This window comes from Streptomyces sp. NPDC007025 (assembly GCF_042869455.1).
Lineage (GTDB): Bacteria > Actinomycetota > Actinomycetes > Streptomycetales > Streptomycetaceae > Streptomyces.
In genome coordinates this window covers 152,078-165,919 of record NZ_JBIAFT010000008.1, presented here as the reverse complement: position 1 = coordinate 165,919, position 13,842 = coordinate 152,078, and the positions used below count along the sequence as shown (strand labels likewise).

General features: G+C 69.4%; 15 protein-coding genes and 1 tRNA gene. 4 read left to right on the top strand and 12 right to left on the bottom strand.

The genetic code is table 11. The features are described 5' to 3' along the window. Window positions 1-89: 89 nt before the first annotated feature. The 7 genes from fxlA to ACFYMO_RS17410 all read right to left on the bottom strand — a co-directional run bounded on the left by fxlA (window position 90) and on the right by ACFYMO_RS17410 (window position 4,069). Window positions 90-287 carry an FxLD family lanthipeptide gene (fxlA, locus tag ACFYMO_RS17440; protein ID WP_023416956.1) on the bottom strand — a complete coding sequence of 66 codons (198 nt, stop codon included), beginning with the start codon at window positions 285-287 and terminating at the stop codon, window positions 90-92. A gap of 52 nt (window positions 288-339) precedes the next feature. Then, window positions 340-1,578 carry a methyltransferase, FxLD system gene (gene fxlM, locus ACFYMO_RS17435; protein ID WP_164181756.1) on the bottom strand — a complete coding sequence of 413 codons (1,239 nt, stop codon included), beginning with the start codon at window positions 1,576-1,578 and terminating at the stop codon, window positions 340-342. Between the two features lie 154 nt (window positions 1,579-1,732). Further along, on the bottom strand, window positions 1,733-2,398 hold the full coding sequence (locus ACFYMO_RS17430) for a hypothetical protein (RefSeq protein WP_239105446.1): 666 nt from the start codon (window positions 2,396-2,398) through the stop codon (window positions 1,733-1,735). Next, the gene (locus tag ACFYMO_RS17425; RefSeq protein ID WP_008746445.1) at window positions 2,395-2,595 is read right to left on the bottom strand and encodes a DUF5999 family protein; all 201 of its coding nucleotides are present in this window, start codon (window positions 2,593-2,595) and stop codon (window positions 2,395-2,397) included. The genes ACFYMO_RS17430 and ACFYMO_RS17425 overlap by 4 nt, the downstream gene beginning before the upstream one ends. A gap of 44 nt (window positions 2,596-2,639) precedes the next feature. Beyond that, window positions 2,640-3,104: a DUF6302 family protein gene (locus ACFYMO_RS17420; RefSeq protein WP_008746446.1), complete on the bottom strand. Its 465-nt coding sequence runs from the start codon at window positions 3,102-3,104 to the stop codon at window positions 2,640-2,642. After that, a complete protein-coding gene (locus tag ACFYMO_RS17415) occupies window positions 3,098-3,556 on the bottom strand; it encodes a DUF6415 family natural product biosynthesis protein (protein WP_008746447.1) in 459 nt (152 codons plus the stop codon). The genes ACFYMO_RS17420 and ACFYMO_RS17415 overlap by 7 nt, the downstream gene beginning before the upstream one ends. A 39-nt stretch (window positions 3,557-3,595) precedes the next feature. After that, complete coding sequence (locus ACFYMO_RS17410; RefSeq protein ID WP_008746448.1) at window positions 3,596-4,069, bottom strand: ATP-binding protein; 474 nt, start codon at window positions 4,067-4,069, stop codon at window positions 3,596-3,598. Window positions 4,070-4,244: 175 nt separating this feature from the next. Here ACFYMO_RS17410 and ACFYMO_RS17405 point away from each other — a divergent pair, with 175 nt between their 5' ends. Next, on the top strand, window positions 4,245-5,636 hold the full coding sequence (locus ACFYMO_RS17405; RefSeq protein WP_239105445.1) for a helix-turn-helix transcriptional regulator: 1,392 nt from the start codon (window positions 4,245-4,247) through the stop codon (window positions 5,634-5,636). Then, a complete protein-coding gene (locus ACFYMO_RS17400) occupies window positions 5,633-6,520 on the top strand; it encodes a phosphotransferase family protein (protein WP_008746450.1) in 888 nt (295 codons plus the stop codon). The genes ACFYMO_RS17405 and ACFYMO_RS17400 overlap by 4 nt, the downstream gene beginning before the upstream one ends. Before the next feature lie 89 nt (window positions 6,521-6,609). On the opposite strand, the gene ACFYMO_RS17395 is transcribed toward ACFYMO_RS17400, so the two are convergent. Further along, a complete protein-coding gene (locus ACFYMO_RS17395) occupies window positions 6,610-6,897 on the bottom strand; it encodes a hypothetical protein (RefSeq protein ID WP_164181751.1) in 288 nt (95 codons plus the stop codon). Window positions 6,898-6,988: 91 nt separating this feature from the next. Here ACFYMO_RS17395 and ACFYMO_RS17390 point away from each other — a divergent pair, with 91 nt between their 5' ends. Next, the gene (locus ACFYMO_RS17390; RefSeq protein ID WP_008746452.1) at window positions 6,989-7,648 is read left to right on the top strand and encodes a helix-turn-helix domain-containing protein; all 660 of its coding nucleotides are present in this window, start codon (window positions 6,989-6,991) and stop codon (window positions 7,646-7,648) included. Further along, a complete protein-coding gene (locus tag ACFYMO_RS17385; protein ID WP_164181749.1) occupies window positions 7,645-9,261 on the top strand; it encodes a tyrosine-type recombinase/integrase in 1,617 nt (538 codons plus the stop codon). The genes ACFYMO_RS17390 and ACFYMO_RS17385 overlap by 4 nt, the downstream gene beginning before the upstream one ends. An 89-nt stretch (window positions 9,262-9,350) precedes the next feature. On the opposite strand, the gene ACFYMO_RS17380 is transcribed toward ACFYMO_RS17385, so the two are convergent. The 4 genes from ACFYMO_RS17380 to ACFYMO_RS17365 all read right to left on the bottom strand — a co-directional run bounded on the left by ACFYMO_RS17380 (window position 9,351) and on the right by ACFYMO_RS17365 (window position 13,772). Continuing rightward, window positions 9,351-10,172, bottom strand: a complete 822-nt coding sequence (locus ACFYMO_RS17380; protein WP_164181741.1) for a hypothetical protein — start codon at window positions 10,170-10,172, stop codon at window positions 9,351-9,353. 323 nt (window positions 10,173-10,495) lie between these two features. Beyond that, window positions 10,496-10,569 (bottom strand) — tRNA-Thr (locus ACFYMO_RS17375). 83 nt (window positions 10,570-10,652) lie between these two features. After that, entirely contained in the window at window positions 10,653-12,215 is a 1,563-nt protein-coding gene (locus ACFYMO_RS17370; RefSeq protein WP_366773400.1) for an alpha/beta hydrolase, read from the bottom strand. A 345-nt stretch (window positions 12,216-12,560) separates the two neighbouring features. Then, a complete protein-coding gene (locus ACFYMO_RS17365) occupies window positions 12,561-13,772 on the bottom strand; it encodes a DNA polymerase III subunit delta' (protein ID WP_366773377.1) in 1,212 nt (403 codons plus the stop codon). Window positions 13,773-13,842 lie beyond the last annotated feature (70 nt).

Genomic DNA, 13,842 nt, shown 5'->3' with positions numbered 1-13,842 from the left:
GCCCTTCCATGAGGCGGCGCGGGAGGAGAGGGGGGCCTGTGGCCGGGCGAAGCCCTTCGCCCGGCCACAGGTGAGGAGGTCGGCCTGGATCAGGCCGGGTCCTCGGTGAAGGAACCGCAGGCGGAGGCACCGGTCGCGCAGGTGGTGCCGCAGCCGTCGCCCGTCGAGCACATGAGGTGGCCGTACGAGTGCTCGGCGATGACGACCTTCACGTCCAGGGGCGCGAAGTCGTCCTCCAGGTCCGCCGCAGGCGCGACCGGGGGCGGGGCAAGAGTGGCGCTCGTCATGTTGGTGCCCTTCTTCTCGTTGGGGTGGTGCGGGATGACCTGGCTCTCGGCGTTACGCCGAGGGCCAGGAGAGCGAGATCCGGCTGTGCACCTTGTCGATGACCCGGTCGGCCGGGATCTGCTCATCGGGGGTGCTGGCCGGATAGACCCGGATGACCGGGCTGGGGCCGCCGCGCCGGTTGGCCTCCCAGTCGCGGAGCACGCCGGCGATCTTGTCGGCGAACTGCTCCGCGTGCGGGCCGAGGGCGTGCACGCCGTACTCCAAGTGCTTGTTGTCCTCGGTGCGGCGGGTAACGAGGTAGGCGAAGGTGTCGTCCTCGACGGCCGCGAGCGCGAACCGCTTGTTCACGGGGGCGACCAGGCCCGTGTCCGAGTTCTCATCGACGGCCATGGTGCAGAAGCCCGGCAGGCTGATCGCCATCGCCATCTGGAGGGTGTCGATGAGTTCCTGGATGCGGACGCTGACGCCGGTCCACAGCTCGTGGCGCGGGAACGTGACGGCGTTGTCGAGCCGGTGCGGGTCGGCCGGCAGGCCGTCATCGAACTTGAGCCCGATCTCCGGAGTGCCGTTGACCAGGAGGAGTTCCTCCCGGTGGGCGGTGGAGCCCTGCATCGGGACGAAGCCGCAGATCTTCGCCGACTCGCTCGCCAGGTAGGGGCCGTGCTCGCCCTCGACCTGGATGAAGGAGACCGACCGGGTCAGGCCCCGCATCCGCAGCGGCACCACGAGCCGGCCGCCGGACTTGAGCTGCGCGGTCCAGGCCGGGGAGATGTCCCAGGCCCCGGCGGTCACCATCACGACGTCGACCTCACCGAGGTCCGGGATGGGCTCGGCGGCGTCAACAGTGACGACGTGCACCCGACCGTACCCGTGGTCGTCCAGGAGCCGGCGCGCGCGGTCGGTGACCTCGGGGTCGATGTCGACGGTGACGACTTCACCGTCCTCACCGACGAGTTCGGCGAGGTAGGCCGCGTTCAGCCCGCCAGAGCCGATCTCCAGGACCCGCATCCCGGGCTTCACCTGCGCCTGCTCCAGCATCATGGCCTGAATCTGCGGCGCGGAGACGGAGCTGATCTGCACACCGTGCTCGTCCGTCTTGGTGATCACGGCGGCGTACGTGTCGTACGCCTTGTCCAGCGGCGTGTCGGCGGGGGTGAACTCGTGCCGCGGCACCTTGCGCATCACCGCTTCGATCTCCGAGGAGGAGATGTTGCCGTCCGCGCACAGCTCGTCCACCACCTTGTTCCGCAGGCGGGTCGCCTCGTCGGGCTTGACGGTCGTGTTCGTCATGGACTTCCTTCGGTCGTTCGTGTTCAGGGGGAGGGGGTAGGTCGGCACGGTGTGCCAGTGGGCCGGGAGGCTATCGGCGAACGCTCTCCGTTCGGCGCCGGTGGTGAGCCGCCCAGGAGCCCCGTCCGTATCACTCAGGGCCCCCGGCGGCCGTCTAGGCGGCGGGTACAAGATCGTCCAGATTGACGACCTCGTAGTCCCTCAGTTCGCGTATGAGTTGGCTCGCCAGGAACCAGCCCGACTGGGGGTGCCCGTACGCCACGGGCGCGTCATCGTCGTCGGCAGGAAGGGGTTCCAGGCCGGTGGCGGTGAGGCGGTACCGGGTGCCGATGACGCCCCAGGGGGACGTCGCCCGCGCGCGGAAGGCGATGTGCCCCTTCCGTAGATGCGGGCACAGCTCTATGGACGGTCGCAGGTGCTTCAGGCACACCGGCGGCTGGGCCGTCCTCACCGGCTCACCAGCACGGTGGGAAGCGCCTTCCGAATTCCCGGCGAGGAAGATGTAGCCCTGGTCGGTCTCGGCCGGGCAGAAGCTGACCTGGCACCGAAGCTGCTCCATCGCCTCCCGCTGCCGGACGGGATTGACCATGCGCCACTGCGGCCTGCCCGTCGGCTTCCCGGCCGCGTTCAGCGACTGGGAGCACCGGGCCCACAGCTCACCGCGGGGCCCGCGGTCAGCCGGGGTCTCGTCCTGGTAGGCGAGACGCACGGCGCCGAAGGCGTTCATGCTCAGCGTGAGTTCCGACTCCAGCCCGCCGTACTCGCCCTCGCGCTGGGTGATGTACGGGACCAGCCGGGGCGCCGCGCTGGTCCGCTTCACGCGACTGCCCTCGCCACGTTGAGGGCGCGGTGCGGGGCGATGACCTGGCCGTCCGGCAGCAGCTCACCGGTGTCCTCGAAGAGGAGCACTCCGTTGCACAGCAGGCTCCAGCCCTGCTCAGGCCGGTGCGCGAGGGGCCGCGCGGCCTCCCTGTCGGGAGCCTCAGCCGTGGGGCACGGCGGGTTGTGCGCACACATGGTGCTCGTCCTCTCGGGTGGGAAGTCGGGCCCTCTTCGGCCAGCTACGGTGCCGTGGGGGAACACGGGGCGGGCGTGGCCGAAGGGGGAGTCTGGTGGTGCCGCTGCGTGAAGGCGGCTATCGCTGCATCGCTGTAGCCGTAGAAGCGTCCGAAGACCGCATCGTCCTCCCGCCAATCGGGAGCGGGGTCGCCCCACTCGACGGTGTGGCAGGTCTCGCGGTATGGCGACCATCGAACGCGCAGGCGCGGGAAGCCGGGGTGCTCCGCGAGGAGGGCATGCGTCGCTGTCGCGTGCGTCAGCAGATCGAAGGACATGTATCCGCCGCGGCGCGGCCCGCCGGCGGGGACCGCGAGGAGCGGCGCCCGGAAAACACGGACTGCTACGGCGTCCGCGAGGAGAGCAGGTTCGGCGAGACGGCTGCGGAAGTATTCGTAGTCGTACGCTTCCGCAGCCGGGCGCAGGGAGACGGCGGGGCGGCGAGGCAGCGTTGCGGCGGCGGTCAGCATTCGATCTGCCCCTTGATGTACCGGGCTTCGATCAGTTCATCGACCAGGTCGGAGGTCACGAAAGCGAGGCGACGAGCGAAGCCGACAGCTTTCTGGTGGTCGGCCGGCGTGCGCTCATCCCGCATAGGGCGTCCCAGTTCAACGAGCCGGGCCATCTCTACGGTGGGAGCAAACTGCTTGTCAGCGACAGCGATGTCACTGAGTCGCTTCAGGTGGTCGCGGAGGCGTTCGATCAATGCTCCGGTCGCAGCCACGGGCGGCGGCTGGTTGCCGATCGTCATGTCGAGATCATCGAAGATCGCCTCGACGTCGAGGGGCTTCCATGCGGTGATCCGCTCCAGGACCAACTTCAAGCTGCCGGCGTCAAGTGGAGGTGTCCACTTCGGGACGCCGGGCTCGTTGGCTGGCGGAGGAACCACGTCGTTCTCCGGTACCAGAGCGGTGAGGGACATCGGGAACTCCTGGGGAGGGCCAAGTGCCGGCCGTGGGGGCTAGAAGTGCTCGGTCGATTCCGGGGTCCCTATGAAGACCCACACGTCCTTGCCCGCTGAGGTCATGGAGACGGACGCGTCGTCGGCCAGGGCACGGAGCAGCATCAGCCCACGCCCCTCTTCGGCCAGGGGGTCCGGCGACGAGTACACCGGCGGGTGGGGGTCCTGGTCGCGGATGATGGCGGTGACGCCGTCCGGCACCTTCTGGAGGAGCAGGCTGGCCATCCGGCACCCGTCGGCGTCCGCAGGGGTGTGCTGCAAGACGTTGGTGAGCAGTTCGTTGACCACGGTCAGCATGCGGAACGCGGTGCCGTTGTCGACGCGCCACCAGCAGAGGTGCGCGGCGACGATGTCCCGGACGGTTCCCAGGTCTTCGGCCCGGACGTTGAAACTCATGTCGAGTTGGCCGTCCACACTTCTGGACGTGGCTCGAACAGAAGCATCCCGCTCGCGGGTGTCGACGAGTAGTTCCATCGCTGCTTCCTCCGTTCTGCCAGAACCCCTTCAGCAGGGGTGGGTTGCGGTGTGTACTGGTCTAGAACCGATCAGCAACCATTTAGGCAGAGCGCACCGAGAACGTGCAGAGCCTGATGCCGAGAGGTGAAGAGTTCGGCATCGACGACTTCGGGGACAGGACATGCCGCAGCCAATGAAGCAGCTCGTTCCGGGGGCGTCCCCCCAGGAGTGGTTCGGCAGCGAGCTGCGCAGACTTCGCCTGGAACAGGGGCTGTCGGCCAAGGCGCTTGGTCGGTTAGTGCAGGTCAGCGACGACATGATCTTGTCGATTGAGAAGGGCAAGTACCCGAGCTGTCGTCGCGACGTGGTGCAGCGGCTCGATGACGCCCTCGGCACGGGTGGGCTCCTTGACCGGGCGTGGCCGATGGTCTTCGGCGACGGCGATGCCGATAAAAAGCGGGCCGATGCCGATAAGGCTTCCGCGCGCCGGGGGGAAGTGCGCGTTCAGGCGCCCGCAGGCCGCATCCTGGGCGGAGACGAACCGACTCTTCGCCCTGGGAGCCATGAGCCCGTGATTCGACGCTCGTTCCTCGGAATCGGCGGCCTCGCCGCCATAGCCCCTCTCAACTTCACCGATGTCTTCGCGCCCGCCGAGCTGTCTCTCCCGACCCACGTCAACCCGAGCCACGTCGACCAGGTCTTGGCCGTGGCCAACGCCCTCAGCAGCATGGACAACGAGCTGGGTGGCGGGGGCGTGGTACGTGACGTGGCCGCCCGAGCGATGCAGTGGTCGGCCGGCCTGCTGCAAGCGCAGTTCCCAGAGCACCTACGAACCGACCTGTTCGCCGCCGTATCGCGCCTCGGCATCGTGGTCGGCGCCTCTGCCTTCGACGCCTACCACCACGACGAAGCCACCAAGACGTTCCGATTCGCAGCGGATTGCGCCGAGGAGGCCGGCGACTGGCATCTGCGGGCCAAGACGTACTCGTTCCTCGCACGGCAAGCCGTATGGATCGGAGCCCCCGATGACGGCCTCACCTACGCCGAGAAGGGGCTCGTGCGCTCCGACCGCTTGACGGCGACAGAGCAGGCGATGCTTCACACGGCGCGGGCCAGGGCCTTCGGGAAGATGGGGAATGTCCGCGACACCATGGCGGCCGTCGGCGCCGCGGACGAAGCGTTCACCCGGGCCCGGCCCGCCGAGGACCCGTCGTGGATGGCCTACTACGACGAGGCGCAGCACAACGGGGACACGGCTCACGCCCTGTTCGATCTCGCGATCCTGGCCGGGCAGGACCCGGGCCGGGCCGCTCGTCGATTCGACACAGCGGTGAAGGGACACGCAGACGCCTACAAACGGTCTCGTGCGATCTCACGGACGAAGCTGGCCTCTCTGCTCATGGCCAAGGGTGACCCTCGCCAGGCGGCGGCGCTCGGCCACGACGCCCTCAACGAGGTAGGCCGGCTCACCTCCCGGCGCGCTGCCGACGATCTGCGGCAGCTCGGCCGCTTCGCCTCGAAGCATCGGACCGTCCAGGAGGCTTCAGCGCTGCGAGATCGGATCGCCGCTACGGTTTCGGCATGACTTCTTCGGCAGCCGCACCGGCGCGTCACGCCCTGAAGCAGGCATGTTCCGCAGTCGGATTGGACTCCGCCGGAGCGGAACCTCTTCGCCTGGCCGAGAACCAGATATGGCGGCTGCCTCATCAAGGGGTGATCGTGCGGATCGCCCGGGAAGGACAGAGTGCTGCGGCAGCCCGCGAGGTGCGCGTCGCACGCTGGCTCGACCAGGAGAACGTCCCCGCCATTCGTCTGGTCGACGTGGAGCAGCCGGTCGAGGCAGGCGGCAGACCCGTCACCTTCTGGGCAGAACTCCCCCCGCAGGAGCACGGCTCCGTTGAAGACGTCGCTCAGCTCCTCGCACAGCTCCACTCCTTGCCCACACCAGACATCGAGTTGGGGTACCTCGACCCCTTCATCCGGGTCGACGAACGGCTGCAAGCGGCCACCACGATTCGCGATGATGACAAGGAGTGGCTGCGCGCTCTTCACCGCGACCTCGCAGCAGCCTGGGCCGAGCGGCCGGCCGGTCTCCCCGACCGGGCTGTGCACGGCGACGCATGGCCCGGCAACATCGTCCGCACGGCCGACGGGGTCCTGATGATGGACCTGGAGCGCTTCTCGGTGGGGCCTCCAGAATGGGACCTCGTATCCACCGCCGTGCGCGCGAAGACCACCGGAGCCGTCAGCAGCGGCGAGTACGACCGGTTCTGTGCGGTGTACGGACATGACGTGGCTGCGTGGGAGGGCTACCCCATCCTCGCGCGTGCCCGTGAGCTGCGGATGGTGACGTACGCGGCGCAACACGCAGCCAGCAATGCGGAGTGGCGGAGCCAGGCGCAGTTTCGGATCGACTGTCTGCGTGGTCGATCCGGACCGCGGCCGTGGTCGTGGAGGGGCATCCTCTGATCAAGGTGTTCGTGCACCTCATCCCTGCAAGCTCCCTGCCCTTGCGAGACTGGCCGGATGGGGCTGCGCCATCCTTCGCGGCGTACGGACTACGCAGCGAGGCCGTGCCGCTCGCTGTCGCTCGCCTCCTGGCTTACTCCAGAGTGCCGGTGCCCCAAGCCCAGCAGCTTCAGCAGGTCGGCCGTGACCACTCGGTAGGCGTTCCCTAGGCGCAGCACCTTAACCGGGTACTCCCCCTGCTTCGCGAGCCCATACCCGGTGGACCGTCCGATCATCAGCGCCTTGTTCGAGGTGTCGAGATCGATCACCGCCGGAAGAGCGAGCAGCTCGTCGCTCGTCAGTCCCCGCCCCGCTCCTGCCATCTTAGGTGCTGCCATGACACTCTCCTGACGTTTCTGCGTGCCGTAGTGACGCGAAAGATGTATCACGGAGTTGCGGCAGCGCCTTTTCGCTTCTTAGGGTGTCACCATGACACCTGATCAATGGTCGACAGCGTTCACCGGTCGGATCGCTCAGCGCCTACGAGACTCGCGCCGGGCCGCCGGCCTCACGATGGCCGAGGTCGCGCAGGAGTGCGCGGCCCGCGGCATGCCGGAAATCACCGAGCACTCGATCAAGAACCTGGAGTCCGGACGCAAGACGAGCGTCAGCGTGGCGGACGTCGTCATGCTTGCCGACGTACTGGACGTCCCGCCGGTCACCCTGCTGTTCCCGCTCGGTTCTTCGGCGGCGGTCGAGGTTCTACCGGGCCGCGAGCTGTCCACCTGGGACGCGGTCGCGTGGTTCACAGGTGAGACACCTCTGGATGATGCGGCCCCCGAGGGCTCGCCCCGGGACGTGCTCGACAGCTTCCGACACCATGGCGACCTCGTTGCCGCGTCGATGTCCTCGTACGACTTGGCGCAGGAGCGGCGACGAGTAGCCAGCACCACTCTGGACCGCAGTCGCCGAACCACGCTTCTTGAGCGGGCCGAGGGATACGAGGCGCACGCCTTCGAGGACGCCCAAGAGCTGCGCGCGTACCGAGAGCGGATGCGTCAGCGCGGCCTCACCCCTCCGGCCCTTCCTGACCGACTCGCCTTTGTCGACGAGCCCCACATACACCCCGAGGCTGAGGAGCGTGAATGAAGAAGGGCACCATCACGCGACGGTGCCGGTGCACTGACCCCGAGACCGGCAAGGACCTCGGGGCGTCGTGCCCGAAGCTCCAGTCGCGACGGCACGGGACCTTCGGGGTGTTCCAGGAGCTGGACCCCGCCCAGGACGGCCGACGACGGCGGTTCCGTCGTGGTGGCTTCGAGACCTCCACCAAGGCCCAGGAGGAGCTGGGCAAGGTCCGCGCCCTCATGGCGATTCCTGAAGAGGACGACGCGTGGGGCAGGACGCAGATCAGCGACCTGCTGGAGGACTGCGTCAAGGAGAAGGCCCCTCTGCCGGACTACGACGAGACCCGTCGCCGGTTCCAGACGGGTCAGTCGCTCAACTCGAAGACCACCGTCGGGGAGTGGCTCGACACCTGGCTGGCCGGGCGGAAACGTCTGCGCCGTGGCGGTGCGTCGCGCTACGAATGCGACATCCGCGTCCACCTCAAGCCGCACCTCGGGCACCTTCGCCTCGACAAGCTCCGAGTCCACCACATCGACAAGATGTTCGACGCCATCAACGAGCGGAACATCGAGATCCAGGAGCAGAACGCCCAGCGACGCGCGGTCGCCGACGAGCTGAAGGCCACCCCGAATAAGGGAGCCGAGAACCGGGCGCGCCGGAAGTGGTTCCGCGCACAGCTCGACGCGATGCCGCCGTTCCGTCGAGTCACCGGGCTGAACACCCAGCCTCACATCCGCGACACGCTCCGGGCCGCGCTCAACGTCGCCATCGCTCAGCAGGTCATGCCCGCCTTCAACCCGGCCGCTCACGTCGAGCTGCTGCCCGGTACCAAGCCGAAGGCCCTCGTCTGGACCGAGGAGCGCATCGCTCGTTGGCAGGAGACCGGTAAGCGGCCGTCGCCGGTCATGGTCTGGACCCCGGAGCAGACCGCCGTCTTCCTCGACTTCGTCGCGGGAGACCGGCTGTACTTGCTCTGGCGACTCATTGCGTTTCGCGGTACTCGGCGAGGAGAGGCGTGCGGTGTGCGCTGGGAGGACTACTCCGCGAAGCACTGCTCGCTGGCCATCGCCACGCAGCTCGTCCAAGACGGCTGGGAGGTCCACGAGGGTGCGCCCAAGACCGACAGCGGCCTCCGACTGATCGCCCTGGACGGCGAGACCAACGAGGGCCTCCTCACGCATAAGGCGCGCCAGCAGACCGAGCGCGAGGCATGGGGTGAGGGCTGGCAGAACACCGGTCGGATCTTCACCCAGGAGGACGGCTCTCTCCTCCACCCGGGCAAGGTCAGCGATCTGTTCGAGCGCCTCGTGGAGGCGGCTGGCCTTCCGCCGATCCGCCTTCATGACCTCCGGCACGTCGCTGCGACGCTGATGCTCGCGGCGGGCGTCGACATCAAGGTCGTCTCGGAGACCCTCGGCCATTCGGACACGCGGATCACGCGGGACATCTACCAGTCGGTCCTCGACGACCTGGCGCGTGACGCCGCCGAGAAGGTCGTGCAGCTCGTCCCTCATGCGCGTAAGGCGCTGGCGGCTGTTCCGGACGTCGTGCCGCAGGTAGACCCCGCGTCTCGCCTGCCGAGGATGGCGCCGCCACGTAAGGACGACCCGACCCAGCAGAATCGTTCCGCCTGACGGTGGACGGAGAAGGAGCCCCGGTCAGAGGGAAGCTGACCGGGGCTCCGGCTTGTGCGCGAAGCCGCTTCATGGCCTCGCTGGGCTGCTCAGAGAGGGTCATCCACGACCGTCAACAGCGCTGCGGCGATGGCGATCAGCGCTTTCGCCTCGTCCCGGCTGTAGCTGAACGCCGACGTCACCGCGTCCTTGTGAACCGCTGCGCTCGTCTGGTCCTCGACGGCGAGACGGATCCAAGCCCAACGTTCGTCTTGCGTGCGCTGCAACCTGTCCTTGCCGCCGGGCCACTTCCAGCCGCTGTGGTCCTTGATCCATTCAAGCGCGCGACGGGCCTCCAGGATCGCGCCTTCGATGTCGTCGTCCAGGAGTCGACGCTGGGCTGAGCGCAGGAACCGGGCGGGCGTCGCGCGGGGGTCGTCCTCCAACGGGAACGGGACCTGCATCTCGAACGCGACCGCGGGGCCGAGGGCGGAGACCTGTTCGATCCAGCGGCTCTTTGCCACGCTGAAGTGCAGGACCTCCGTCGTGCTACCGGGGTAGCCGGGGGCCTGCGGAAGCGTGCCGGTGACCTCCAGTTCCATTCGGAGGTCGCCGTCGCGAGCCTCGTTGATGGCGTGGAGTTGGGCCGAGGTGAGGAGGAACTTGAGGACGGGCCGCTCGACTCCGGTCTCCGGCGTGAACGCGAGCACTTCCGTGCCCCGTCCGACGAGCGTCCGCTGGTAGGGGTTCGCGATCCCGTACAGGTCGGTCTGGAGAGCCAGGAACCTGCCGGCCTTCGTCGCACTGGGTGCCTTCACATCCAGCCCGACCTGCAGACAGATCGTGCCCATGCCCCGAAGGAGCTGGACGCTCTCCTCCCGGACGCCGAGGACGAATTCGCCGACCTCCGCGTCGAAGCGCATCACGTTCACGACCGCCCCCTCCACCGTGATCTTCCGACCGACCGATTCTCTACCAGGCGGCGCGGTGACGACGTCGGTTTATAGGAACCCCCCAAGAGCACTCACGACGGATTACGGCCCGTCGACCGCAGATGCGCTCTTGAAGTCGCCTCCCCGTTGCCGGTCGGCCGGCCCCCGCCTGTCCACCGCTTTGCACGCCCGCTGCACGCCTGTCCACCGGTTGTCCACCGGTGGCGATCATGGTGCCCCGAACGGGACACATCACCGCCGAGAATGGATCAAGAAAAGCACAAAGGCCCAGGTCAGAGGCTATCCGTCCTGGGCCTTCTCGGAGCCGCCTTCGGGATTCGAACCCGAGACCTACGCATTACGAGTGCGTCGCTCTGGCCGACTGAGCTAAGGCGGCAGTGTGCGTACGGCCAGTCTGGGGGCCGCTGCGGCGATAAGTCTACAGGGTTTGCGGGGGTGGTCGGGACGGGGGTGGCGGGGTCAGCCGCAGGTGGTGCCGTCCTCGGGGGGCTTGCCCTGCAGCAGGTAGGCGTCGACGGCCTTGTCGATGCATGCGCTGCCGCGGAGGTAGGCGGTGTGACCGTCGCCCTTGTAGGTGAGGAGGCGGGCCGAGGAGAGCTGGCCGGCCAGGCCCTGGGCCCAGCGGTAGGGGGTGGCCGGGTCGCGGGTGGTGCCGACGACCACGATCGGGTCGGCGCCCTTCGCAGCGATGCGGTGCGGGGCGCCCGTCGGCTCGACCGGCCACTCGGCGCAGTTCAGCGCCGCCCAGGCGAATCCGCGGCCGAAGACCGGGCTGGCCTTCTCGAAGGAGGGGACGGCCTTGCGGGCCGCTGCCGCGCCGGAGAAGGCCGGGGGCAGGTCGAGGCAGTTCACGGCCGGGTTGGCGTACATGATGTTGCTGTACTCACCGTCCGGGCCGCGCTCGAAGTAGTCGTCGGAGAGCGCCAGCAGCGGTGCGCCGTCGCCCTTGCCAGCGGCGGTCAGGGCCTCGCGCAGCATCGGCCAGGAGCCCTCGTCGTACATGGCGCGGATCACACCCGTGGTGGCCAGGGACTCGGTGAGGGTGCGCGCCGGGTCGTCGGTCTTGAGGGGTTCGCGGTCCACGCGGGCGAAGAGCGCGCTGAGCTTCTTGCCCGCCTGCTGGACGCCGTCCGTGCCCAGCGGGCAGTCGGACATCTTCACGCAGTCGCGCGCGAACGCCTTGAACGCCGTGTCGAAGCCCGCCGTCTGCTCGCGGTTGACGCGCCGCGCCGAGAGGGAGGGGTCCATCGCGCCGTCCAGCACGAGCCGCCCGGAGCGCTCCGGGAACAGGCCCGCGTAGGTGGCGCCCAGATAGGTGCCGTAGGAGGCGCCGACGTAGTTGAGCTTCCGGTCGCCGAGCACGCCGCGCAGCACGTCCATGTCCCGGGCCGCCTCGACCGTCGAGACGTGGCCGAGGAGCTTGCCGGTGCGCTTCTCGCACCCCTTGGCGAACTTCTCGTACGCGGCGGTGAGCGCGTCGGTCTCCGAGGCGTCGTCCGGAGTCTGGTCGACCCGGGTATAGGCGTCCATCTGCTTGTCGGTGAGGCATTCGACGGGCTCGCTGCGGCCGACGCCCCGCGGATCCATGCCGACCAGCGTGTAGTGCTCCCGCACCTGCTGCGGATAGGCCAGGGCCACCGACTGCTGCACGTACTCGATCGCCGAACCTCCCGGCCCGCCCGGGTTGACCTGCAGCGAACCGCCCTCCGGCGGCTTCTTGCCGCGCTGCTTGGTGCGGGTCACCGCCAGGCCCGCGGTCGCCGCGTCGTCGCCGGGATCGTCACCCGGCTTGTCGTAGTCCAGCGGCACCCGCAGCGTGGCGCATTCGAACTGGGCCGGGCCGCAGTCGTGCCACGACAACTTCTGCTCGTAGTACGGGCGCAGCTCGTCGGGGATCTTCGCGGGCAGCGGTTCGAGCGGGGAGGCGTCGGCGCCCGCGTGGGTGCCCTTCGCCGAGGGGTCGGTGCCCGGCTCGGACGAGTCGTCGTCCGAACAGCCGGAGAGCAGCAGTGCCGTGGCCATGAGGACCGCGGCGCTCCCGAGACGGCCGCGGGACCGGGTCCCGGAACAGCCGCGGGACGCGCCCCCGTAGCGGATACGGGAGGCGGGTGGCTGACTCATGGGGCATCCCTCCGGCGGCGGCACGTGCTGGGAGCGTACCCAGCCGGGCACCTGCCCGTCGCCCGCGGGGGCGCTGTGGCGCGTCAGTCCGCCGGTCGGCGCCGCTCCCGGCCGCCCCCTGTGTGGCCGTGCCGGTCGTGCCGATCGGCTCACGCCGCTCTCCCGGCAGCCCGTGGGCCGCGGTCGTCCGGTGGCCGGAGCCTGACAGGCAGCCAGTTGTCGCCGGGGGCCGCGTCGGACAGGGGGTCAGCCGGCCCGCAGCGCCATCGTCATCGCTTCCACCGCCAGCAGCGGGGCGACATTGCGGTCCAGCGTCCTGCGGCACTCCAGGATCGCCTCGATCCGGCGCAGCGTCTGCTCCGGACGGGACGTCGCGGCGAGTTGACCGATCGTCCCGGCCGCGTCGTCGTGCGACAGGGCGACGGACGAACCCAACTGGCGGGCCAGCACGTCGCGGTAGAACGCCGTCAGGTCGGTGAGCGCGAGGTCGAGCGAGTCGCGCTGGGTGCGGGTGGCGCGGCGCTTCTGCTTGTCCTCCAGTTCCTTCATCGCCCCCGCCGTGCCGCGCGGCAGCCGCTTGCCCTCCGCCGCGCCGAGGGCGGCCCGCAGTTCCTCGGTCTCCTTGGCGTCCAGCTCCTCGGCGACCTGCTTGGCGTCCTCCGTCGCGGCGTCGATCAGCTCCTGCGCGGCCCGCAGCGCACTGCCCACGTCGTCGACCCGGGACGGCAGCTTGAGCACCGCCTGCCGTCTGGCGCGGGCCCGCTCGTCGGTGGCCAGCCGCAGCGCATGGCCGATGTGCCCCTGGGTGGCCCGTGCCGCGGACGCGGCCGTCTCCGGCGCGATCCCGTCCCGCCGCACCAGCAGGTCCGCCACCGCGTCGACCGGGGGCGTGCGCAGCGCCAGCTGCCGGCAGCGGGACCGGATGGTGGGGAGGACATCCTCGGTGGACGGCGCGCACAGCAGCCACACCGTGCGCGGCGCCGGTTCCTCGACGGCCTTCAGCAGCACGTTGCCGGCGCCCTCGGTCAGCCGGTCGGCGTCCTCCAGGACGATCACCTGCCAGCGGCCGCCCGAGGGGGACATCTGCGCCCCGCGCACCAGTGCGCGCGTCTCCTTCACGCCGATGGTCAGCAGATCGGTGCGGACGATCTCGACATCCGCGTGGGTGCCGACCATCGTCGTATGGCAGCCCTCGCAGAAGCCGCATCCCGGGCTGCCGCCCAGCGCCCGGTCCGGGCTGACGCACTGGAGCGCCGCCGCGAACGCGCGGGCCGCCTGCTCGCGGCCCGCACCGGGCGGTCCCGTGAAGAGCCAGGCGTGGGTCATCGCGGAGCCGGACAGGTCCGCGGAGCCGTGCGCCGCGGCCTCCGCCGTCACATACGCGTCCGCGTCCCGCGCGGCAGCGACGAGCTGCTTCGCTGCCCTGTCCTGGCCCACCAGGTCGTCCCACACCGCCATGGGGACCATTGTCGCGGATGGCGGTGACAGCCGGGTCCGCCGGATGCCGGGGCGGGACGGCCCGCCGAGG

Excerpts from the sequence above, each read along its gene's own strand:
- fxlA (WP_023416956.1), bottom strand. The coding sequence starts at position 287 with ATGACGAGCGCCACTCTTGCCCCGCCCCCGGTCGCGCCTGCGGCGGAC.
- fxlM (WP_164181756.1), bottom strand. The coding sequence starts at position 1,578 with ATGACGAACACGACCGTCAAGCCCGACGAGGCGACCCGCCTGCGGAAC.
- ACFYMO_RS17425 (WP_008746445.1), bottom strand. The coding sequence starts at position 2,595 with ATGTGTGCGCACAACCCGCCGTGCCCCACGGCTGAGGCTCCCGACAGG.
- ACFYMO_RS17420 (WP_008746446.1), bottom strand. The coding sequence starts at position 3,104 with ATGCTGACCGCCGCCGCAACGCTGCCTCGCCGCCCCGCCGTCTCCCTG.
- ACFYMO_RS17415 (WP_008746447.1), bottom strand. The coding sequence starts at position 3,556 with ATGTCCCTCACCGCTCTGGTACCGGAGAACGACGTGGTTCCTCCGCCA.
- ACFYMO_RS17410 (WP_008746448.1), bottom strand. The coding sequence starts at position 4,069 with ATGGAACTACTCGTCGACACCCGCGAGCGGGATGCTTCTGTTCGAGCC.
- ACFYMO_RS17405 (WP_239105445.1), top strand. The coding sequence starts at position 4,245 with ATGAAGCAGCTCGTTCCGGGGGCGTCCCCCCAGGAGTGGTTCGGCAGC.
- ACFYMO_RS17400 (WP_008746450.1), top strand. The coding sequence starts at position 5,633 with ATGACTTCTTCGGCAGCCGCACCGGCGCGTCACGCCCTGAAGCAGGCA.
- ACFYMO_RS17395 (WP_164181751.1), bottom strand. The coding sequence starts at position 6,897 with ATGGCAGCACCTAAGATGGCAGGAGCGGGGCGGGGACTGACGAGCGAC.
- ACFYMO_RS17390 (WP_008746452.1), top strand. The coding sequence starts at position 6,989 with ATGACACCTGATCAATGGTCGACAGCGTTCACCGGTCGGATCGCTCAG.
- ACFYMO_RS17385 (WP_164181749.1), top strand. The coding sequence starts at position 7,645 with ATGAAGAAGGGCACCATCACGCGACGGTGCCGGTGCACTGACCCCGAG.
- ACFYMO_RS17370 (WP_366773400.1), bottom strand. The coding sequence starts at position 12,215 with ATGGCCACGGCACTGCTGCTCTCCGGCTGTTCGGACGACGACTCGTCC.
- ACFYMO_RS17365 (WP_366773377.1), bottom strand. The coding sequence starts at position 13,772 with ATGGCGGTGTGGGACGACCTGGTGGGCCAGGACAGGGCAGCGAAGCAG.